Origin of the sequence: Roseomonas sp. CAU 1739 (assembly GCF_039839775.1) — a bacterium.
Taxonomy (GTDB): Bacteria; Pseudomonadota; Alphaproteobacteria; order Acetobacterales; family Acetobacteraceae; genus Neoroseomonas.
Map to the genome: position 1 here is coordinate 47,204 of NZ_JBDOQQ010000012.1, position 19,458 is coordinate 66,661.

At 70.9% G+C, this 19,458-nt stretch carries 18 protein-coding genes; 10 read left to right on the forward strand and 8 right to left on the reverse strand.

Annotation, left to right across the window (positions count from 1 at the left end):
- Positions 1–153: 153 nt before the first annotated feature.
- From dctP to AAFN86_RS18815, 5 genes are all read right to left on the reverse strand, one after another.
- Complete coding sequence (dctP, locus tag AAFN86_RS18795; RefSeq protein ID WP_347545007.1) at positions 154–1,128, reverse strand: TRAP transporter substrate-binding protein DctP; 975 nt, start codon at positions 1,126–1,128, stop codon at positions 154–156.
- Between the two features lie 127 nt (positions 1,129–1,255).
- Entirely contained in the window at positions 1,256–1,894 is a 639-nt protein-coding gene (locus tag AAFN86_RS18800) for a YjbE family putative metal transport protein (RefSeq protein ID WP_347545008.1), read from the reverse strand.
- Between the two features lie 117 nt (positions 1,895–2,011).
- Complete coding sequence (locus tag AAFN86_RS18805) at positions 2,012–2,989, reverse strand: tripartite tricarboxylate transporter substrate-binding protein (RefSeq protein WP_347545010.1); 978 nt, start codon at positions 2,987–2,989, stop codon at positions 2,012–2,014.
- A gap of 240 nt (positions 2,990–3,229) precedes the next feature.
- Entirely contained in the window at positions 3,230–4,633 is a 1,404-nt protein-coding gene (locus AAFN86_RS18810; protein ID WP_347545011.1) for an L-lactate permease, read from the reverse strand.
- Positions 4,630–5,613, reverse strand: a complete 984-nt coding sequence (locus tag AAFN86_RS18815) for an MBL fold metallo-hydrolase (RefSeq protein ID WP_347545013.1) — start codon at positions 5,611–5,613, stop codon at positions 4,630–4,632. Before AAFN86_RS18815 ends, AAFN86_RS18810 begins: the two co-directional genes overlap by 4 nt.
- Here AAFN86_RS18815 and AAFN86_RS18820 point away from each other — a divergent pair.
- Positions 5,612–6,034 (forward strand): gamma-glutamylcyclotransferase family protein, encoded by a 423-nt coding sequence (locus tag AAFN86_RS18820; RefSeq protein ID WP_347545015.1) that lies wholly within the window; start codon positions 5,612–5,614, stop codon positions 6,032–6,034. The two genes, AAFN86_RS18815 and AAFN86_RS18820, sit on opposite strands and share 2 nt — an antisense overlap.
- Positions 6,035–6,285: 251 nt before the next feature.
- Here the strand turns inward: AAFN86_RS18820 and AAFN86_RS18825 are convergent, their stop codons facing one another.
- On the reverse strand, positions 6,286–7,140 hold the full coding sequence (locus AAFN86_RS18825; RefSeq protein WP_347545016.1) for a DMT family transporter: 855 nt from the start codon (positions 7,138–7,140) through the stop codon (positions 6,286–6,288).
- A gap of 89 nt (positions 7,141–7,229) precedes the next feature.
- On the opposite strand from AAFN86_RS18825, the gene AAFN86_RS18830 reads away from it, so the two are divergent.
- The 4 genes from AAFN86_RS18830 to AAFN86_RS18845 all read left to right on the forward strand — a co-directional run bounded on the left by AAFN86_RS18830 (position 7,230) and on the right by AAFN86_RS18845 (position 11,830).
- Complete coding sequence (locus AAFN86_RS18830) at positions 7,230–8,288, forward strand: 2-dehydropantoate 2-reductase N-terminal domain-containing protein (RefSeq protein ID WP_347545018.1); 1,059 nt, start codon at positions 7,230–7,232, stop codon at positions 8,286–8,288.
- Entirely contained in the window at positions 8,285–9,046 is a 762-nt protein-coding gene (locus AAFN86_RS18835; protein ID WP_347545020.1) for an SDR family NAD(P)-dependent oxidoreductase, read from the forward strand. Before AAFN86_RS18830 ends, AAFN86_RS18835 begins: the two co-directional genes overlap by 4 nt.
- A 138-nt stretch (positions 9,047–9,184) precedes the next feature.
- Complete coding sequence (locus tag AAFN86_RS18840; RefSeq protein ID WP_347545021.1) at positions 9,185–10,426, forward strand: MFS transporter; 1,242 nt, start codon at positions 9,185–9,187, stop codon at positions 10,424–10,426.
- A 180-nt stretch (positions 10,427–10,606) separates the two neighbouring features.
- A complete protein-coding gene (locus tag AAFN86_RS18845; protein WP_347545023.1) occupies positions 10,607–11,830 on the forward strand; it encodes an NAD(P)-binding domain-containing protein in 1,224 nt (407 codons plus the stop codon).
- A gap of 13 nt (positions 11,831–11,843) precedes the next feature.
- On the opposite strand, the gene AAFN86_RS18850 is transcribed toward AAFN86_RS18845, so the two are convergent.
- Positions 11,844–12,986 (reverse strand): M20/M25/M40 family metallo-hydrolase, encoded by a 1,143-nt coding sequence (locus AAFN86_RS18850; protein ID WP_347545024.1) that lies wholly within the window; start codon positions 12,984–12,986, stop codon positions 11,844–11,846.
- A gap of 120 nt (positions 12,987–13,106) precedes the next feature.
- Between AAFN86_RS18850 and AAFN86_RS18855 the strand changes: the two genes are divergently transcribed.
- From AAFN86_RS18855 to AAFN86_RS18865, 3 genes are read left to right on the forward strand one after another with little or no spacing between them, the layout of a single operon-like run.
- Positions 13,107–14,027, forward strand: a complete 921-nt coding sequence (locus AAFN86_RS18855) for a TauD/TfdA family dioxygenase (RefSeq protein ID WP_347545025.1) — start codon at positions 13,107–13,109, stop codon at positions 14,025–14,027.
- Complete coding sequence (locus AAFN86_RS18860; protein WP_347545027.1) at positions 14,027–14,764, forward strand: aspartate/glutamate racemase family protein; 738 nt, start codon at positions 14,027–14,029, stop codon at positions 14,762–14,764. The genes AAFN86_RS18855 and AAFN86_RS18860 overlap by 1 nt, the downstream gene beginning before the upstream one ends.
- Before the next feature lie 12 nt (positions 14,765–14,776).
- The gene (locus tag AAFN86_RS18865) at positions 14,777–15,625 is read left to right on the forward strand and encodes a neutral zinc metallopeptidase (RefSeq protein ID WP_347545028.1); all 849 of its coding nucleotides are present in this window, start codon (positions 14,777–14,779) and stop codon (positions 15,623–15,625) included.
- Positions 15,626–15,697: 72 nt separating this feature from the next.
- Here the strand turns inward: AAFN86_RS18865 and AAFN86_RS18870 are convergent, their stop codons facing one another.
- Entirely contained in the window at positions 15,698–16,633 is a 936-nt protein-coding gene (locus tag AAFN86_RS18870) for a TAXI family TRAP transporter solute-binding subunit (RefSeq protein WP_347545029.1), read from the reverse strand.
- A gap of 132 nt (positions 16,634–16,765) precedes the next feature.
- Between AAFN86_RS18870 and AAFN86_RS18875 the strand changes: the two genes are divergently transcribed.
- A complete protein-coding gene (locus AAFN86_RS18875; protein WP_347545031.1) occupies positions 16,766–17,830 on the forward strand; it encodes a TauD/TfdA family dioxygenase in 1,065 nt (354 codons plus the stop codon).
- Positions 17,831–17,973: 143 nt separating this feature from the next.
- On the forward strand, positions 17,974–19,425 hold the full coding sequence (locus AAFN86_RS18880; RefSeq protein ID WP_347545033.1) for a M81 family metallopeptidase: 1,452 nt from the start codon (positions 17,974–17,976) through the stop codon (positions 19,423–19,425).
- Positions 19,426–19,458 lie beyond the last annotated feature (33 nt).

Consider the following 19,458-nt stretch of genomic DNA (forward strand, 5'->3'; position numbering starts at 1 on the left):
CCGTGCGCAGGGGCGTCCTTCGACAGATGCCCCCGGCAGGGGAAGGCCGCCTTCCAAAGGCCCTTTGGCCCTTGGTGGAGAAGGTGCGAAGGGGGGCGAGGCCCCCTCCGTCCCGGCTACGCCCTCCGCCGTGTGAGGAGCCTCAACCCGCCCTCAGTTCGGCCGCCAGTCGCGGATGCGGCGCAGCGTGGCCGCGTCCAGCTCGCGCTCATACTGCGCGAAGGCCGCCGCGAGTGCGGTCTGGAAGGCGGCGGTGTCGACCTGGGTCACCACCTGCATGCCGCGGCGGCGCAGTTCCTCGATGCCCGAGGCCTCATCGGCGGTCACGCGGTCACGATTGGCCTGCTGCGCGGCGCGGGCGGCCGCCATGAAGGCGGTACGGTCGGCCGCCGATAGCCGCTGCATCATCGCCGGGTTGCAGATCAGCAGCGCCGGTGAATAGACATGTCCGGTCAGCGTCAGATAGCGCTGCACCTGGTTCAGGTTGTTCGCCACGATCACCGGAATGGGGTTCTCCTGCCCATCCACCGTGCCCTGCTGCAGGGCGGGGACCAGTTCGGAGAACGCCATCGGCGTCGGCATCGCGCCCAGCGTGGTGAAGGCGCGCATATGCACCTGGTTCTCCATGGTGCGCACCTTCAGCCCGCGCACATCGGCCGGGGTGTTCACCTCGCGGCGCGAATTGGTCAGGTGGCGGAAGCCGTTCTCCATCCAGATCACGCCGACCAGGCCGCGGGCGTTGAACTGCTGCAACAGCCCCTGGCCGATCTCGGAATCGAGCACGCCGCGGGCATGGGCGTAGTCGCGGAACAGGAAGGGCACATCGACCACGCGCACGGCGGGCACGAAGTTCCCGACCGGGCCGGTCGACCCGATATAGCACTCGACCGTGCCGATCTGGACGCTCTCGACAATCTCGCGTTCGTTGTCGTTGCGCTGGATGTTCACCGTGTAGCGGCCGCCGGTGGCGCGCTCGAAGCTTTCCTTCAGCGCGGCGGCGCCGACGCCGTAGTGGCTGGCGGTGGGCAGCGGATGCTGGATGGTGATGGTGGTCTGCGCGAGCGCGGGGCTCGCCGTCACGGCCGCGGCGGCCAGCGCGGCGAAGGCCGCGCGACGGATCAGGGTCATATCCCGGGTCTCTCCCATGCGGGCGGCGTCCGATGCCGCCCGAATGGGGACGCTCCTTAGAGCAGATCCCGCCCGGGTGAAATCACCAGGGCGGATGAATCGGCACCTTCAGCCGGTGGCCGATGCGTCAATGCGCCACCTCGTGCGGCGCCGGGATCGGCAGGCCCAGATGCAGCGCCGCATTGGCGTTGATGGTGCCTTCCCACATCAGTTCGAGACCGATCCAGGCGATCAGCGCCACGCCGATATAGGCGATGAACTTGAACCGATCGAGCAGCCGCGCCAGGAAGCCGCCCAGGACGCCCATCATGATGATGGACACGGTCAGGCCGACCACCAGCATGATAATGTCGTTGCGCGCGACCGCGGCCACCGCCAGCACGTTGTCCAGGCTCATCGACACGTCGGCGACGACGATCTGCCACAGCGCCTGGGCGAGCGTCTTCTCCTTCACCTCGGTCTCGCCGCTGCCGTCCTCATCGCCGTGATGAAGCATTTCCTGAAGGAAGGTCCAGGCGATGTAGAGCAGCGCCGCACCACCCAGGAAGGCGATCCACCACAGGCCGAGCAGATAGGTCGCGAAGATCGAGAAGATGATGCGCAGCACGGCCGCGGCGATGATGCCGAACATCACCGCCTTGTTGCGCATCGCCAGCGGCAGCCCGGCCGCCGCCATGCCGATCACCACCGCGTTGTCGCCCGACAGCACGATGTTCAACCACAGAATCTCAAAAAAGCGCGGCGCCGCCGCGATCAGGCTATCCATGCGTCACTCCCGGCGCCGCCCCTCATTGGGCAGGCTGAATTGCCGCGCGACGCTAGCCAGCGCGCGTCGCACGGCAAGTTTCAACCATGTAATCCCGGGTTTATCTTTTCGACAGGCTCAATCCGCCCGGATCGCCGCCTCGCGCGCAATGCGCACCCAGCGCTCCGCATCCTCGTTCAGCCATGGCTGCAACTGGTCGCGCGGGATCACCAGAGGCTCGGTGAAATTGGCCTTCAGCCGTTCCAGCATCACGGCATCCATCGACGCCCCGAAGGCGTCCTGCAGCCGCGCGAGGACCGGCTGCGGCACCCGCGGCTGCGTCATCACCCCGGTCCAGACGCTGAGGTGATAGCCGGGCACCCCGGCCTCCTCGAGCGTCGGGATATCCGGCAGCGACTCGATCCGCCGGTTCATCGTGATGGCCAGGCCCTTCAGCGTGCCGCCCTTGATATGCGGCCCCGAGGTCGCCGATGCATCGAACAGCAGGTCGAGATCCCCAGCGATCATCGCCGCCACCGCGGGGGATGACCCGCGATAGGGCACATGCACCACGTCCAGCCCCGCCATCCGCGTCAGCATCACCTGGGACAGGTGCGACGACGATCCATTGCCGACCGACCCGAACAGGATCTTGCCGGGTTCGGCCTTCATGCGCGCGATCGCTTCCTGCGCATTGGCCGGGTTCCACCGGCGCGGATTGCACACCAGGACATTCGGCATGTCCGCCATCATGCCGACGCCGACGAGGTCACGGCGCGGATCGAAGGACGGGTCCGGATACAGCACCGGATTGACGCCCTGGGTCGCCATGGTCGCAAGGAACAGGGTGTAGCCGTCCGGCTCAGCCTGTGCGGCCACCTTCGCGCCGATATTGCCGCCCGCACCCGCGCGATTCTCCACCACCACGGGCTGCCCGAGGTGCCGGCCCATCGCCTCGGCCGCCAGGCGGCCCATGATGTCGGTCACCCCGCCTGGCGGGTAGGGCACGATCATGCGCAGCGGCTTGTTCGGAAAGGCGGGCTGGGCGCGCAGCGCGGGCGCAGCGAACACGCTGGCGCCAACGGCGAGCGCCGCGCGGCGGGTGATGCGGGACATGGCGTTCCTCGTGCTTCGATCTTGCGTCTGCAGGGAGCCTGTCCGGCAGCGGCGCCGCGCGCAACCCTCGCATCGGCGCCGGATCATCGTTGCCACCCGTTCTTCGGATCGCGGTCTTGCCGTGATCCGGGAGCGCACGGCGCGACCGCGCCCAACACCGGCCGCCTGCGCTGTGCCAGTGCAAGGCGCGAAGGCAAGCGTCCCGGATGGGCCGCGCCCACCGTCCGGAGGCGAACGACCTCAGCGCAACAAACCCACCGTTGCCCAACCCAGCACGATCACCGCGACCATGGATGGCAGCAGCAATCGCCAGATCTGCGCCGGCCGGGTGCCATCGGCGAGCAGTCCGCAGACCAGCGCCGTGCCGGCAAAGGACATGCCCGCCCCGGCCGCACCGGCGAAATTATGCACCGCGGGTGCGAGCAGCGGCGGCAGCCCCGCCGCCAGGCCCAGCGCCTGCTGCACCGGCATCATCGCCGCGTTCGACCCGACATTGCTGCCGGTCACCACGCCCGCCGCCAGCCCCAGCACCGGGACCGCGAAGGGCGCGAGGCCACCCAGCGCGCCGGCCGCCGCGCTCGCCAGCGCCCCGGTCGCCCCGCTGCCGGCCATCCAGCGCGCGAACAGCACATACAGCAGCATCGCCGCCGCCGGCCGCATTGCCCGCTTCAAGGCGTCACGCGCGCGTCGGCCGGCATTGCGCCGCGACGCCAGTATCCCGCCCGCGACCACCAGCAGCACCACCGCGACATGGGTCACCGGGAAGGCCGGCAGACCCTCATAGGGATGGAAGGCTGGCGGATGCGGCACCGCCCGCGCCCCGAGCAGTGCCACCGTGAGCAGCGCATAGGGCCACAGCGCCCGCACCGCGCGCTGCCAGGCCAGCGCGTCGCGTGGTGGGTCGGCCAGCCACAGCGCGACCAGCAGCGGCACGCCGGCCCCCAGGATGCCCAGCACCTCGAAGGGCAGCACCCAATGCCCGGCGACCAGGATGGCGGCCATGGTGGCGAGCAGCGCCATCTGGATGCCGCGTTCCCGCGCCGTGACCACGAGCCCCGCCGCCGCCGTAAGCCGCCAGCACACCGGCCCCAGCAGCAGCACCCACACCGCGTTGGGCAGGGCGGTCAGCGTCGCGATCGCCTGCGCCGGCAGGCCCAGCAGTGCGGCGCCCAGCGCCGTTCCCGGCCCGAGCCCGCCCCACGGGATCAGGCACAGCGACAGCAGCGCGAGTGCCGCGGCCGGCGGCCCGCGCAGCCCCATGCCGCGCAGCGCAGCCAGCGCGAACACCGCGCCGACCGCGAAGCCCGTCACGCTCTCCATGAAGACGCCCATCAGCAGCGTCGCGGTGAAGATGGCGCGCGGCGTCGCGGCCTGCGTCGCCGTCGCATCGCCGCGCCCCTCCACCGCCGCATGGAACAGCAGCCCGCCCAGCACCACGCCGATCGGCTGCACCGCGAGGAACACCCCGCGCGCCGCTTCCTCCGCCAGGAATGGCGCGAAGCCGCTACCGGCCGGCAATGACACGAAGGCCGCCGGCAGCGCCGCGGCCAGCGCCACCAGTACCGCCACCAGCGGCCCCGCCCGTCCACTCACCAGCAGCCCGAGCAGCAGCAGCAGCGGCGCCGCCTGCAGAAGAAGGATCACTCGTCGAGCACGAAGGTCTTGCCGACGGCACCGGGCACGACCACGCCATCCCCATGCGCGCGTTCCAGCGCGGCGAGCGCACGCCAGCCGGTGCAATGCGACGGGAACATCCAGCGCATCCCGAAGCCACCGAGATCGGCCACCGTCTGCGGGATGATACGTTCGTTGGTGCCGGACAGGTGGAAGCCGCCCATCGCCGCCAGGATCGGTATGTCGGGCATCAGCCGCCGCGCCTCATGCAGCACATTGACGATGCCGCAATGGGAGCAGGCGGAGAATACCACCAGTCCCTTGCCACGCAGATGGATGGCGATGAAGCGTTCGTCCGACAGCCATTCATCGGGCTGCCAGGCCGCGCTCTCGGATGCGCGCGCCACCTGGCCGGGCAAGCCAACCTCGTAGTCGGTCACGCGCGGGATCTCGCCGCTCACCAGCACATGGCCGGCGATCACCGCAGGCTCGCGTGAGACCTGCGGCACCGCGCCCATCGCTTGCCATTCGGCGGGACTCGGCACGCGATCCATCGGCAGCACGCCGCCATCCGGCTGCCGGCTGCCGCGTTCTCGGAACATGCCGGGATGCAGGTGCAACGGCACGGCCTGGCCACCATTGGCGCGGCGAACCATGTCGATCGCCTTGGGCAGGCCGCCGGCATGGTCCCAATGGCCATGCGACAGCACCATCGCCTCGATCGCGCCGAAATCGACGCCCAGCCGCACGCCATTGCGTTCCACCGCGTAGTCCACCGGCCCGCCATCGAACAGGATGGTCCGGCGTTCGCCATCGGCCTCCACCGCGATGACCAGAGAAAGCCCGTGATTGGCGCAGCACAGCGATCCACCCGCGACCCGCTTCATGCCCTTCTGCGCAAGCCGCACCCATTCCCGCGTCACGAAGGGCGGCGTGCTGGACAGGCTGTCCGTGACGTTGTCCACCAGTATCGTTATCTCGATCCGATCGACCGGCCGAGGTGCCTGCATGCCCGCTTTCCTTCCCGAACCCTACGCAGCCTATGGCAGCAACCTGTGGCACGACCAGATGCGCCGCCGCTGCCCCGATGCCGTGGTCGCCGGCAGCCTCACCCTGCCGGGCTGGCGGCTTGTGCTGCGCAAATACGCGCTGATCACCCGCGATGCCGTCAGCGCATGCCCGGTCGGGCTGTGGCGCATGACGGAACGGGACCTGGTCGCGATGGACGCCTATGAAGGCCCCCGCACCTATGCGCGCATCCGCATCCCGCTGCCTGACGGCACCATGGCCTGGACCTATGAGGAGATCCGCATCCGACGAGGTCCGCCGGCGCACGAGTATGTTCAGCGCTTGCGGCGAGGCTATGCGGATTTCGCCTTCGATACCGCGCCGCTGGATGCGGCGATCAGCGAGTCGGGGTATGCAGGTTAAGACCGACGGCGCTTCGTATTGCCCCGTCCGATCGCGGCCAGGCCACGATCCGGGAGCGCATGGCGCGACCGCGCACGAACCACCCGCGGCCCAGCCCGCGCGCCGGTGCATGGCGCCTGAGGCACGACGAGGACACCGTCGGCCCATGCAGTGCGGCGTCGGTGCGAGGTCGAGGGGCGCCGCCCCACGAGCACCCCGGCAGGAAACTCAGTTTCCTGCACCTTCGTGCGATTTCTGCGAAATCGACTTGGCTAGCGGCGGCGGGCTTCGGCGAGGGTTACGATCAGGGCGCCGGTCAGGATGACCGCGGCACCGGCCCAGGTCCAGCCGTCCGGCACCTCGGCGAAGAACAGCCAGCCGAAGCCGGTCACGAAGATCAGCCGCAGGTACTGGAACGGCGCGATGGCCGAAGCCTCGCCATGCCGGTACGCGCTGGTGACCATCCAGATGATGCCAGGCGCGAAGCAGGCGACGCCCAGCAGGATCAACCCGTCCACCAGGCCAAGCGGCACCCACGCCATCACCGCGAAGGGCGCCGACCCGATTGTGGTGATCATCCCGACCCATGCCATGATGGTGGTGTTGCGGTCCTGCTGCGCCAGCACGCGCGATGTCAGCGTGATGCCGCACCAGGTGACCGCGGCTGCCAACGCCAGCCCGACGCCAAGCGTGGAGACCGTCGTCCCCGGCCGCAGCATCACCGCAACGCCGATGAACCCCGCGATGGTCCCCGCCCAGCGCCAGAGATCCACCCGTTCGCCCAGCACCGGGCCCGCCAGCAGCGTGGTGAACATCACGTTGGTGAAGGACAGCACCGTCGCGGTGGCGAGGTCGAGCGGTCCGAAGGAGGCGAAGTAGAAGCCCCAAGTCAGCAGGGAGGACGCCCCGCGCAGCAGGTGCAACGCCGGCCGCCGGGTGCGGAACACCGCCAGCCCCGACGCCGCGATCAGCGGTGCGACCCACAGCAACTGCCCGAAGGCGCGGAAGAAGACCTGCACCTCCACCGGGATGCCGCGCGCGGTCATCAGGCGGATGGCCAGCGCCTCGGCGGCGAAGATCACCGCCGCCACCGCCATCAGCGCGCCGCCGCGCAGGTTTCCCGACAATCCCCGATGCATTGACGGCCGCGGTCTCCAGCGTAGCGTGACGCAGAGTGCGGCGGCCACGTCATGCCGTCCAGGCGGGAAGGATGCTCATGGCGATGGAGGCGGCAGCGGCGCGGGATGCGGTGGATCGCGGCCCCATTCTGGTCTGGGGCGCGGGGGCGATCGGCGGCACGATCGGCGCGGCGCTGGTGCGCGCGCGCCACGCGGTCGTCTTCGTCGATGTCGAGGCCGACCACGTCGCCGCCATCGCCGACCCCGCACGCGGCCTTTCCATCGAAGGCCCGGTCGATCCGCACCGCATAGTCGCGCCCGCCTATACGCCGGACACGGTGCAGGGGACCTTCCGCCGCATCTTTTTGTGCGTGAAGGCGCACCACACCGAAGCCGCGACCCGCGCGCTGCTGCCGCATCTGGCACCCGACGGCTATGTGCTGTCGCTGCAGAACGGCCTGAACGAGACCATCATCGCGCCCATCGTCGGTAACGAACGGACCATCGGCTGCTTCGTGAACTTCTCTGCCGACTGGCATGGGCCGGGGCAGATCATGTATGGCGGCCGCGGTGCGTTGGTTCTCGGCGAGTTGGATGGCGCGACCACGCCGCGGCTGACCGCGCTGCATGCACTGTTGTCGGAAACCTTCGAGCCCAACGCGATCACCACCCCGAACATCTGGGGCTATCTGTGGGGCAAGCTCGGCTATGGCGCGATGCTGTTCGCCCAGGCGCTGGGGGAAAAGGGCATCGCCGATTGCCTCGCCCGGCCGGAGTTGTTGCCGCTGTGGCGTGCGCTCGGCGCCGAGGCGATCGCCGTCGCCCGCGCCGAGGGCATCACCCCGCTGGGCTTCAACGGCTTCGATCCGGCGGCCTTCTCGCCCGGTGCGACGGAAGCGCAGGCGGCCGCCTCCGTCGCCGCCATGGTCGAATTCAACCGCCCCAACGCCAAGACGCATTCCGGCGTGTGGCGCGACCTGTGGGTGCGGCAGCGCCGCACCGAGATCGACGTGCAGATCGCCCCCATCGCCACCATCGGTGCGAAGCACGGCATCGCCTGCCCGGCGGTGCGCCGGCTGGTGGCGATGATGCATGAATGCGAGGCCGGCACGCGTCCGATGTCGGATGCCAACCTGACGGAGATGCTGTCGCCATGAAGGAATACGACTTCACCGGTGTCACGGTGGCCGTCACCGGCGCGGGCCACGGCTTCGGCCGGTCCATCGCGCAATCCTTCGCGGCCCTCGGCGCGCAGGTCTTCGCCACCGACCTTTCGGCGAGCGAACTCGAACAGACCGCCGAGCATCCCGGCGCGATCCACACCAGCGCCTTCGACCTGACCGCGCCCGGTGCCGCGAAGCGCTGGATCGCGCAGATCGAGCAGACGACCGGCGGCCCCATCGGCGTGCTGGTCTGCAATGCCGGCGGCGTGCGCGGCCAGGTGAACCGGCCGGTCGAGGAGGTGCCCGACAGCGACTGGCACGACATCTTCGCCATCAACCTGCACGCCGCCTTCGCTCTGTCTCAGGCCGTCGCCCCAGGGATGAAGCGCGCCGGGCATGGCCGCATCGTCACCATCAGCAGCGGCGCGGGGCTGCAGCCCTCGCGCACCGGTATCCAGGCTTATGCGAGCGCCAAGCACGGGCTGGTCGGGCTGACGCGGCAGCTCGGGCATGAACTCGGCCAATACGGCATCAACGTGAACAGCGTCGCACCCGGCTTCGTGCTGTCCAACGCGGCGACGGAAAAGCAATGGGCCGCCTATGGCCCGGAGGGGCAGGCCCGCGTGCTCGCCTCCATCGCAGTGCGCCGGCTGGGCGAGGCGCAGGACATCGCCAATGCCGTGCTGTTCCTGGCATCGCCCATGGCGAACTACGTGAACGGGCAGGTGCTGAGCGTCGACGGCGGCAAGTAGCGTCGCGATGCTTCGGCGCGCGCCGCAGCACGGACCGGCGCGCTTGGGCCATGGTCGGCGCTCCGCCATCGAGGTGCCCGCCATGCCCACCATCATCGCCTTGCCTGCCGACGCCGTCCCCGCCACGAGGCAGGGCGCATGAGCGCCACCACCGCCGCGCCCTTCCTCGGCTGGCGCGTCGTCTGGGCCGCCTTCACCGTCGCCACCTTTGGCTGGGGCGTCGGCTTCTACGGCCCGCCGGTCTTCCTCTTCGCGGTGCATGAGGCGCGCGGCTGGTCGATCCCGCTCGTCTCCGCCGCCGTCACCTGCCACTTCCTGCTCGGCGCCCTGGTCGTTGCCAACCTGCCCACCATCCATCGGCGCTTCGGCGTGCCCGGCGTCACGCGGCTGGGCGGCGCGTTGTCTGCACTGGGCGTGCTCGGCTGGGCGCTGGCGGCAGCGCCCTGGCAATTGTTCGCGGCCACCGCGGTCAGCGGTGCCGGCTGGGCGATGACGGGTGCTGCGGCGATCAACGCCATCGTCTCCCCCTGGTTCATCCGCCGCAGGCCGGCCGCACTCAGCACCGCCTACAACGGCGCGAGCGTCGGCGGCATCGTGCTCTCGCCGCTCTGGGTCGCGCTGATCGCGGGCTGCGGCTTTCCCGCGGCGGCGGCGCTGGTCGGGATCACCATGGCGGCTGCGCTGTGGTGGTTGTCGGGTCGCTACCTGGCGCATGGCCCGGCTGCCCTCGGCCAAGTGCCGGATGGCGGCGATGCGCCCATCGCCGTGACGCAGCGCGACGCCCGCACGGCGGCACCGATGCCCGTGCGCGGGCTGTGGCGCGAACGGCGATTCGCCACGCTGGCCTTCGGCAGCGCGCTCGGGCTGTTCGCTCAGATCGGGCTGATCGCGCATCTGCTGTCGCTGCTGGTCGCACCGCTCGGCGCGCAGCGTGCGGGGCTGGTGGCGGGACTGATGACGGTCTGCGCCATCATCGGGCGCACCGTCATGGGCTGGGTGCTGCGGCCGGGCATGGACCGCCGGCGCGCGGCGGCCGCCAACTACGCGCTGCAACTGGTCGGATCGCTGGTGCTGCTGTCGGCGGGCGGGACGGATGTGGCGCTGCTGCTGGCCGGCATCGCGCTGTTCGGGCTCGGTCTTGGGAATGCGACGTCGCTGCCGCCGCTGATCGCGCAGGCGGATTTCGCGCCGGGCGACACGGCGCGGGCGGTGGCATTGATCACCGCCATCGGCCAGGCCGCCTATGCCTTCGCGCCGGCGGCCTTCGGGCTGCTGCGGGCGGTCGATCCGGCCTGGCTGTTCCTGGCGGCCGCGGGCTTCCAGGGCCTCGCGGCGCTGGTGGTGATGGCCGGCGCGCCGCGGCGCAAGCGCAGGACGTAGCGCGGCACGCTGCCGCGGGCGGCGCGGCCTGGGCCGCCGCCATCATCCCGGCGGTCAGCACATGGCGACCGCTGGGCATTGTTCATGCGACGACAGGTGAATGGGCATTCATCGAGGCTGGGCGCCGAACGCCGCCGAATGTTGCTGACGCGCAGCGATCGGCGCACGTAGCCTGTGTCCATGGTCGAATTCATCGAAACCATCATCGTCGGCTCGGGCCAGGCGGGTTTGGCCATGAGCCACCACCTGGCGCAACGTGGGCGCGAGCATGTCATCCTCGAACGTGCGCGCATCGCCGAGCGGTGGCGCAGCGAGCGGTGGGATTCGCTCTATTTCCAGTTCCCGAACCGGATGATGCGCCTGCCGGGACATGACTACGACGGCGGCGATCCGGACGGCTTCACCCATCGCGACGGCGTCGTCCGCTTCATCGCCGACTATGCGGCCCGCAACGCGGCGCCGGTGCGCTGCGGCGTCAATGTTTCCGCCTTGCGCCGCACCGATGCCGGCCGGCTTCGCGTCGAGGCTGGCCCCCTGTCGATGGAAGCCAACAACGTGGTCGTCGCCACCGGCCCGTGGCAGGCGCCGCGCATCCCGCCCGCCGCCGTGCAGTTGCCGCCGCATATCCATCAGGTGACAGCCAATCGCTACACCTCGCCGTCCGAGCTGCCGCCTGGCGGTGTGCTCGTCCTCGGCTCGGGCGCTTCCCGCTACCAGATCGTCGAGGACCTGATCGCGCAGGGACGCCAGGTCCATTATGCGCTGCGTGGGCACAGGCGCGTGCCGCGGCGCTACCGTGGTCGCGATTTCGGGCTCTGGAACGAGGCCATGGGCGTCACCGACCGGATCGCGAGCAGCATCCCGCCGGGCACGCGCTCGCCCCTCGTCACCGGCCACAAGGGGGGCCACACCGCGGATATGCGCGGCCTCGCGCGGCGCGGTGCGACGCTGCTCGGCAGCCTGCGCGGCATCGTGGAGGGGCGGGTCATGCTGAATGCCGACCTGAACGCGAGCCTCGATGCCGGCGACGCGGCCTTCCGCGATACATTGCAGTCGATCGACGCCTTCATCGCGCAGCAGGGCATCGAGGCACCACCGGATGACGGCGCGGACGCCGACGCCCGCGCCGTGCGCGCACCTGCGCCGGAGATCGAAAGCCTGGACCTCGGCGCCACGGGCATCGGCAGCGTCATATGGGCGCTTGGCTATGACTACGACCTCGGCTGGATCGATTGCCCGGTGCTCGACAGTCTCGGCGCGCCGGTGCAGCAGCGCGGCGTCACGCGCGAAGCCGGCCTGTTCTTCCTCGGCCTGCATCGCATGCACAAGATGAAGTCAGGCTTCCTCTGGGGCGTCGGCGAGGACGCCGCGTTCCTCGCCGACCACATCGCCGGGCGCGCCTGACGCCCGGGCCTCGTCAGGCCAGCGTCGTCATCAGCCCTGCCAGCAACTTCGCCCGCGGCACCAGGCTGTCGATCAGCACATGTTCTTCCAGCGTATGCGCCAGCGCGCCCTGCACGCCGAGCCCGTCGAGCGTCGTCAGCCCCATCGCCCCGGTGAAGTTGCCGTCCGACCCGCCGCCCGCGCTCTGCGGATTGATGTCGAAGCCGATGGCGTTCGCGATCTTCCGCGCCTGGTCGAACAGCGCCATGCCCTTCGCATCCGCCTCCCACACCGGGCGCGTCACGCCGCGCGTCACCTCCAGCGACACGTCATTCGCATTGGACCGCAGGGCAAGCATCTTCTGCACGCCCGCATCCAGATCCTCCTGCCGCTTGGCCATCGACAGCGATTCCGCCTCGCAGGTGGTGGACACGCAGTTCACCCATTGCCCGCCATGGATGACGCCGACCGAGAAGGTGCAATCCTCCGTCGTCATGTCCTCGATGGCGACGATCTGCCGCGCCATCTCGCGGATCGCGCTGCGCCCTTCGGCCAGCCGCGCCCCGGCATGCGATGGCCGCCCCGTGGTCTTGATGTTGAAGCGCGCGATCGCATAGCGCCCCGTCACCACGCCGCCATCCGGGCGCGCCGGTTCGGGCACCAGCACGAAGCGGTTGCGCGACGCCTCGGCCTCGATGATGTCGCGCGTCGACGGGCTGCCGATCTCCTCATCGCTTGTGAGCAGGAAGGTCACCGGCAGATGCGTCGCCATCCCCGCGGCGAGGATCTGGCGCATCGCTTCCACCGCCAGCACCGTGCCGCCCTTCATGTCCTGGATGCCCGGGCCGTAGCATTTGTTGCCCTCGCGGCGGATCGGCAGTTTCTCCAGCGTGCCGATGGGATGCACGGTATCGAGATGCGCCATTACCAGGATGCCTGGCGCGGCATCGCCGGCCGGATGCGGGAAGCGCGCGCGCACGCAGTCGCCGAGTCCCATCCGCCCCGGGATACGGTCGATTCGCGCGCCCAGCAGGGCGAGGTCGCGCGCCGCGATGTCCATCATCCGGTTCACCGCCGCCGCGTCGAAGGTCGGGCTTTCGCAGGCGGACCAGCGCATCAGCCGCGCGAGGATCTCCTCGCCATCGAAGGGCAGGGCGGTGGCGGGGAAGTCGGTCATGGAACGTTTCTCCGTGGTCGTCGGCGCGGAGCGTCCCGCGCATGGCGAGATCGGGCAAGACCGGGTGGATGGTGAGGTCGGCTTGTGACCTGGAGCACGGCGCATGCTACCACTGCGTGCATGAACGCCCCCCCGCGCCCCCGCCCGAGGCCTGTGCCGCAGACCGGCCCTGCCGTCTGGGCCGCCGCCGACCTCACCGCCGCGGACTGGATGGTGCCCGTCGGCACCGAGGAAGCGGCCGAACTCGAAGCCGCCCTGACCGCCGCCCAGGCCGCCGCGCCGGTGCCGCCCCTGACACGCCTCGCGCCGATCCTCGCCGATGTCACCACCCGGCTCGATACCGGCCGCGGCTTCTGCCTGCTGCGCGGCCTGCCCTTCGACCGCCACGGCGCGGCGGCGGCGGAAGCGGCCCTGCTGGCGCTGGGCATCCATCTCGGCAAGCCGCTCAATGGCCTGCAGCCGGCGGTTCATCGCCTGGTCGGCCAACCCCCGGTCCAGGCCGGAACGCGCTCCGGCCCGCCGCGCTTCCATACCGAGGCCTGCGACGCCATCGCGCTGCTGTGCATGGCCAATGGACCGGAAGCGCCGGCGCATGTGCTGGTCTCCGCCGGCGCCGTGCACAACGAACTGATGCGCCGCGACCGTGGCGCGCTGGCCGAACTCTACGAGCCGGCCCCGCTGATCGAGGAAGGCGAACCGGTCCCCCGCGCAGTCTTCACGGTGACCGGCGGCGCCTTCGCCGCGCGCTATACCCGCCATGCCGTCGAACAGGCCGCCAGCGCGCCGCAGCCCGGCGCGGCACCGCTGCCCTCCGGCCTGCGCCCGGCCTTCGACCTGCTGGACGCGGTCTGCGCCGAACCGGCGCTGATGCTCAAGCTCGAACCGCGGCCTGGCGACCTGCTGCTGTTCAACCCGCACCTGGTGTGGAAGCTGCGCACCCTGACCGAGGCCGCGCCCGACGCCGCCGAGACGACGCAGGAATTCCGCCGCCTGCGCATCACCATGACCCACTCGCGCCGCACCGTGGCGGAACCCGGCTGATGCGCCTGCTGGTCGCCAATGCCAACACGACGGCTGCGATCACCGAGGCCTGCGCGGCGGCCGCACGCACCGCCGCCGCGCCGGGCACCGAGATCGTCCCGGCCACGCCGCGCTTCGGCCCCGCCGTCATCTCGACCCGGGCCGAGAATGTCATCGCCGGGCATGCGGTGCTCGACCTGCTCGCCGAACATGCCGGTTCGGTCGATGCCGTGCTGCTCGCGGTCAGCCACGACACTGCGCTCGATGCCGCGCGGCAATTGATGCCATGCCCGGTGGTCGGCATGACCGAGGCCGCCTGCCTGACAGCCTGCATGCTGGGCGGGCGTTTCGGCATGATCACCTTCGGCGGCGTCGAGATGTATCGCGAACTGGTGGCGCGCTACGGGTTCGACCAGCGTCTTGCCGACATCATCGGCGTGAACGCGACGCCGCCCGAGGCGGTGGCCGACCCCGACAGCGTCGGCCGCAAGGTGCTGGTTGCCGCGCAGGCGCTGGCGGCGGAAGGGGCCAATTCCGTCGTGCTCGCCGGCGCCGCGCTGGCCGGCTTCGACAACCGCCTGCAGGACGCCGCACCGGTGGCGCTGCTGGACGGCATGGCTTGCGGCGTTCGCATGGCGGAGCTGCTGGTGGCCCTGCGCCTGCCGAAATCCCGCGCCGGCACCTATGCGCCACCGGTGGGGCGACAGGCCCTTGGCATCTCTGGCGCCCTTGGCGCGTTGTTGCGGGGTGACAGGTAGCGGAGCGGAACCATGCGTCTCGACGGGCCAGAGAGCGATAATGTCGAGGACCGGCGGGGCCAGCGCGTCTCGGGCCGCGGCGTGGCGGTCGGCGGGGGCCTTGGCACCGTCGTCATCATCGTCATCGCCCTGCTGCTCGGCGTCGATCCGGGCGAATTGCTGCAAGGCCAGGTCGCCGCACCCCAGTCGCAGGTGACGCAGCGCCAGGCGGCCGGCCCGCAGGACGATGCCGGGCGCCGCTTCATCGCCCAGGTGCTGGGCGAGACCGAGGAGGTCTGGCGCGCCGAATTCGCCCGCCGCGGTGGGCGCTACGAAGACCCCACCCTGGTGCTGTTCAGCGGTGCCACGCAGTCCGGCTGTGGCTTCGCCCAGGCCCAGATGGGTCCGTTCTATTGCCCCAACGACCGGCGCGTTTACATCGACCTCGACTTCATGGCCGACCTCCAGCGCCGCCTCGGCGCGAATGGCGACTTCGCCGCCGCCTACATCGTGGCGCATGAGGTGGGCCACCATGTCCAGAACCTGATCGGGGTGCTCGGCCGCGTCGACCAGGCGAGGCGCGGGCAGGGCGAGGCGGCGTCGAACGCCCTGCAGGTGCGCGTGGAACTCCAGGCCGATTGCCTGGCCGGCGTCTGGGCGCGACGTGCGCAGGAAACGCGCAACATCCTCGAACGCGGCGACATCGAGGAAGGGCTGAACGCCGCCGCCGCGGTGGGCGACGACCGCCTCCAGCGCGCCGCCGGCCGCTACGTCTCGCCCGAGAGCTTCACCCACGGCACCTCGGCGCAGCGCGCGGGTTGGTTCCGCCGTGGGCTGGACAGCGGGCGGATCGAGGCCTGCGACACCTTCTCGGGCGGCTGAGCCGCGTCGTCCACGCAGCCGGGCTGACCGGAGACGCTGCGGCCGCTCCGCCCGAACGCGGCGCTGGCCTGATCAGCCCGCGCGGACCGTGATGCCGCGCTCGGCGTAGTACCGCGCCGCGCCCGGGTGGAAGGGCAGCACGCTGTTCGCCGGCGCGTTTTCCGCCCGCGTGCCGGCGGCGCTGGCGTGGATCTCGGCGCGCGGATCGGTCGCGGACAGCGCGGCGCGCGTGACCCGATACGCCGCATCGTCGGACAGCCCCGCATTGCCCACCACGAAGTTCCAGGCCGCGAAGGACAGGATCGGCGCCACCTGCCCGCGATAGGTCGCCGGCGGCAGGGTGGTGTTGGCCAGGTAGGGCAGCCGCGCCCGCACCGCGGCGACGATCGGCGCCTCCAGCCCGAACACCACCACATCGGCCTGCTGCTGCGCCGCGACCAGTGACGGGATCGGCACGATGGCACCCTGCCACAGCGCGTCCATCTCGCCGGCCAGCAGCATGCGCGTCATCTCCGCCGGGTCGCCGGAGACGATCCTCGCCTCCATCCCCGCCGCGCCGAGGGCGGCGCGCAGGAAGGTTTCGGCCGGCCCGCGCGCCGGCCCGGCGCCGACACGCTTGCCCGCCAGCCCGGCGAAGCCCGCGATGCCGCTCGCACGCAGCACGCCGACCTGGAAGGATGTCTCGTACATCGGGAACAGCGCGCGCACGCGCCCATGCACCCGGCCGCCGGCGGCCGGCGTGCCCGCCACCGCATCCGCCGCGGAACCGAGGAACGCCGTGCCCAGCGCGCCCGCGTCATCCTCGACCTTGGCGAGGTTCTCAAGCGATCCGGCGCTGCGCTCTACGGTTACCGCGACGCCCTGCTTCGCCAGGAATGCCGCCAGCCCTTCGCCATAGGGCAGGAAGGCGCTGCCCGCCCCGGCGGTGTACAGCCGCAGCGGTGCCTGCGCGGCGGCGGGCAGGCCAGCGAGGGCAAGTGGCGCGGCCAGGATGGGGCGTCGGCGCATGGGGTCGTCTCCTGATCTGGCGACCATACTGGCACGCGGTGGCGCCGCGCGCAGCGGCATCGGCGGAAGGCTGTCCTCCGGCGCCGCTCGGGCCTAGGCTTCCCGGCGGCGAGGAAACCAAGGAAGAAGTCCATGGCCATCAGCGATGCCCTCCGTCCCGTCAGCGGCCCCGCGCTCTGGTACGGCCCGGAACTGGCCCGCCGCACCGACTGGCTGCGGCACCTCACGGCGGAGGAGGTCGATGCGCTGGACGCTGCCTCCGCCCGCCTCGCCGCGAGCGATATCGACATCGCGGCGATCGCACCCGGCGATCTTGCCGCCCCCGGTCTCGTCCCCCTGGTCGCCGAGATCCGCGATGCCGTGCTGCATGGCCGCGGTTTCATCCTGCTGCGCGGTGTCCCCGTCGGCCGGTGGTCGCGCCGCCAGAGCGCCTGCGCCTATGTCGCCCTCGGCGCTGAACTCGGCGAGCCGGTCTCGCAGAACGCGATGGGCCACATCCTCGGCCATGTGAAGGATATCGGCGGCGACTATGCGAAGCCCACGCATCGCGGATACCAGACAGCCGCGCGGCTGCCCTATCACTGCGACGCCTCGGATGTGGTGGGCCTGCTCTGCCTGCAGCCCTCGAAGGAGGGCGGCAAGTCGAGCCTGGTCAGTTCCTGGGCGCTGTACAATGAGATGCTGGCGCGCCACCCCGACCTGCTGGCGGAACTGGTGCAGCCGGCCTATCGCGACCGCCGCGGCGAAGTGCCGGACGGGGCCGACCCCTGGTATGCGGTGCCGATCTTCAACCCGATGCCCGATGGCGGGCTCGTCGCTTCCTATGTCCGCAGTGCCATGCGCAAGGCGCAGCGCTTCCCCGAGGTGCCGCGCACCACGGCGGCGCTCGAAGCCGCCTGCGACGCCCTGGATGCGCTGGCCGAAGACCCGTCGATCCATCTCGACATGGATTTCCAGCCCGGCGACATCCAGTTCGTCAGCAACCACTGGATCATGCATTCGCGCACGGCCTTCGAGGATTTCCCCGAGGTCGAGCAGCGCCGCCACCTCTATCGCCTGTGGCTCGCCTGCCCGGACGGGCCGGCCTTGCCCGAGGTCTACACGCGCGCCTGGCAGGGCGCGACGCGGGCGGGCCGCCCGGCCGGCATTCGGGTGCCGGGCGCGGCGCTCTCCGCGCCGCTCGACGCCAGCTGGTAACGGGCGCACGGCACCAAGGGCCTTGGGCCGGTCGCGCGACGCGCCTGGAGCAGGATCCGCCTCCTGCTCCGTGCCTTTGCTTGATCGTGTGATTCACGCCTCCGGTGATTCCACTTGCGGCAATCACGCTCTAGCATCCCGCCATGCCGCACATCGCCGTTGCCCGCCTATGGTTCGAAGGGAATTCCTTCACCCCCGTGCCCACGCCGCGCAGCGCCTTCGAAAGCCGCGAATGGGGCAGCGGCGCGCATCACCTCGCGCGCTACGCCGGGACGGCGACGGAACTCGGCGCGCTGCAGGCGTTCCTCGCGGCGCGGCCCGATTGGCAGGCCACCATCCTGACCTGCATCGCGGCCCAGCCCGGCGGACCCATGGCCGACGAAGCGATGCGCGCCTGGCGCGACGAGGTGGAGGCCGCGCTCCGGGCGCAGCGCTTCGATGGCATCTACCTGTCCCTGCACGGCGCCTGCGTCACCGAATCCGACCCCGAGGCGGATGCCACCACCATCGCCCGCATCCGCGCCATCGTCGGGCGCGACGTGCCGATCACCGCATCCTTCGACTTCCACGCGAACATGGCGCCCGAGATCACCGGATGGCTCGACGGCGCCTCGGCCTACCGCACCTATCCGCATGTCGACATGGATGCCGCGGCGACGCGCGCGCTGCGGCAACTGGAACGCCGCCTGTCCGGTGCGCCGCGCGCGTTCGGCCACATCGCCAAGCGCCCGATGGTGCTGCACAGCTTCCACATGCGCCATGAGGCCGGACCCATGGCCGAAGTCTGGGCCGAGGCATTGGCGGCGGAGCAGGCCCCGATCCTCGATGCCAGCATCTTCGGCGGCTTCGCCTGGGGCGACAGCCCGCATGCCGGTCCATCGGGCATGGTCTGGGCGGAGGATGCCGGCGCGGCACGCGACCTCGCCGAACGCCTCGCCGACTCCATCGCCGCCCGCCGCGCGCGCTTCGCCGTCACGCTGCCCGGTCCGGCCACCGCGTTGGCGCAGGCGCTGGCCGCGCCGCCGGGCCTCGTCGCACTGCTCGACCCGGCGGACAACCCGCTGTCGGGTGGCATCGCCGACACGCCCGAGATGCTGCGCACGCTGGTCGCCGCGCAACTCGACGTGCCGGCGGTCTTCGCGTTCCTGCACGACCCCGCCTCGGTCGCCGCGGCGCAGGAGGCCGGCATCGGCGCGATGCTGACGCGCCACCTGGGGGCCACGGTCACCGAACAGTTCGGCCGGCCCGTCATCACCGAGGTCGTCGTCGAACGCCTGACCGATGGGCGCTTCATCAATGAAGGCCCGATGGAACGCGGCGCGCCGGTCGATCTCGGGCCGAGTTGCGTGCTGCGCGTCGGCAACCTGCGCATCATCTGCACGACGCTGAAGGAATCAGCGGTGGATCCGGGCTTCTTCGCGCTGCATGGCATCGACCTTCAGGCGACGCGGCTGCTCGCCAACAAGGGCAAGAACCATTTCCGCGCGGCGTTCAAGGATCGCTGCGTCGCCATCGTCGAATGCGATGCGCCGGGGCCGGCGGCACTCGATCTCGCCGCGCTGCCGTGGCGGCATGTGCCGCGGGCCTGGATCTGACGGCGGCGCAACCGGACGGACGGCGTCCCCTGC

Excerpts from the sequence above, each read along its gene's own strand:
- AAFN86_RS18820 (WP_347545015.1), top strand. The coding sequence starts at position 5,612 with ATGCCCGCTTTCCTTCCCGAACCCTACGCAGCCTATGGCAGCAACCTG.
- AAFN86_RS18845 (WP_347545023.1), top strand. The coding sequence starts at position 10,607 with ATGGTCGAATTCATCGAAACCATCATCGTCGGCTCGGGCCAGGCGGGT.
- AAFN86_RS18850 (WP_347545024.1), bottom strand. The coding sequence starts at position 12,986 with ATGACCGACTTCCCCGCCACCGCCCTGCCCTTCGATGGCGAGGAGATC.
- dctP (WP_347545007.1), bottom strand. The coding sequence starts at position 1,128 with ATGACCCTGATCCGTCGCGCGGCCTTCGCCGCGCTGGCCGCCGCGGCC.
- AAFN86_RS18875 (WP_347545031.1), top strand. The coding sequence starts at position 16,766 with ATGGCCATCAGCGATGCCCTCCGTCCCGTCAGCGGCCCCGCGCTCTGG.
- AAFN86_RS18865 (WP_347545028.1), top strand. The coding sequence starts at position 14,777 with ATGCGTCTCGACGGGCCAGAGAGCGATAATGTCGAGGACCGGCGGGGC.
- AAFN86_RS18860 (WP_347545027.1), top strand. The coding sequence starts at position 14,027 with ATGCGCCTGCTGGTCGCCAATGCCAACACGACGGCTGCGATCACCGAG.
- AAFN86_RS18805 (WP_347545010.1), bottom strand. The coding sequence starts at position 2,989 with ATGTCCCGCATCACCCGCCGCGCGGCGCTCGCCGTTGGCGCCAGCGTG.
- AAFN86_RS18870 (WP_347545029.1), bottom strand. The coding sequence starts at position 16,633 with ATGCGCCGACGCCCCATCCTGGCCGCGCCACTTGCCCTCGCTGGCCTG.
- AAFN86_RS18840 (WP_347545021.1), top strand. The coding sequence starts at position 9,185 with ATGAGCGCCACCACCGCCGCGCCCTTCCTCGGCTGGCGCGTCGTCTGG.
- AAFN86_RS18800 (WP_347545008.1), bottom strand. The coding sequence starts at position 1,894 with ATGGATAGCCTGATCGCGGCGGCGCCGCGCTTTTTTGAGATTCTGTGG.
- AAFN86_RS18815 (WP_347545013.1), bottom strand. The coding sequence starts at position 5,613 with ATGCAGGCACCTCGGCCGGTCGATCGGATCGAGATAACGATACTGGTG.
- AAFN86_RS18880 (WP_347545033.1), top strand. The coding sequence starts at position 17,974 with ATGCCGCACATCGCCGTTGCCCGCCTATGGTTCGAAGGGAATTCCTTC.
- AAFN86_RS18835 (WP_347545020.1), top strand. The coding sequence starts at position 8,285 with ATGAAGGAATACGACTTCACCGGTGTCACGGTGGCCGTCACCGGCGCG.
- AAFN86_RS18855 (WP_347545025.1), top strand. The coding sequence starts at position 13,107 with ATGAACGCCCCCCCGCGCCCCCGCCCGAGGCCTGTGCCGCAGACCGGC.
- AAFN86_RS18830 (WP_347545018.1), top strand. The coding sequence starts at position 7,230 with ATGGCGATGGAGGCGGCAGCGGCGCGGGATGCGGTGGATCGCGGCCCC.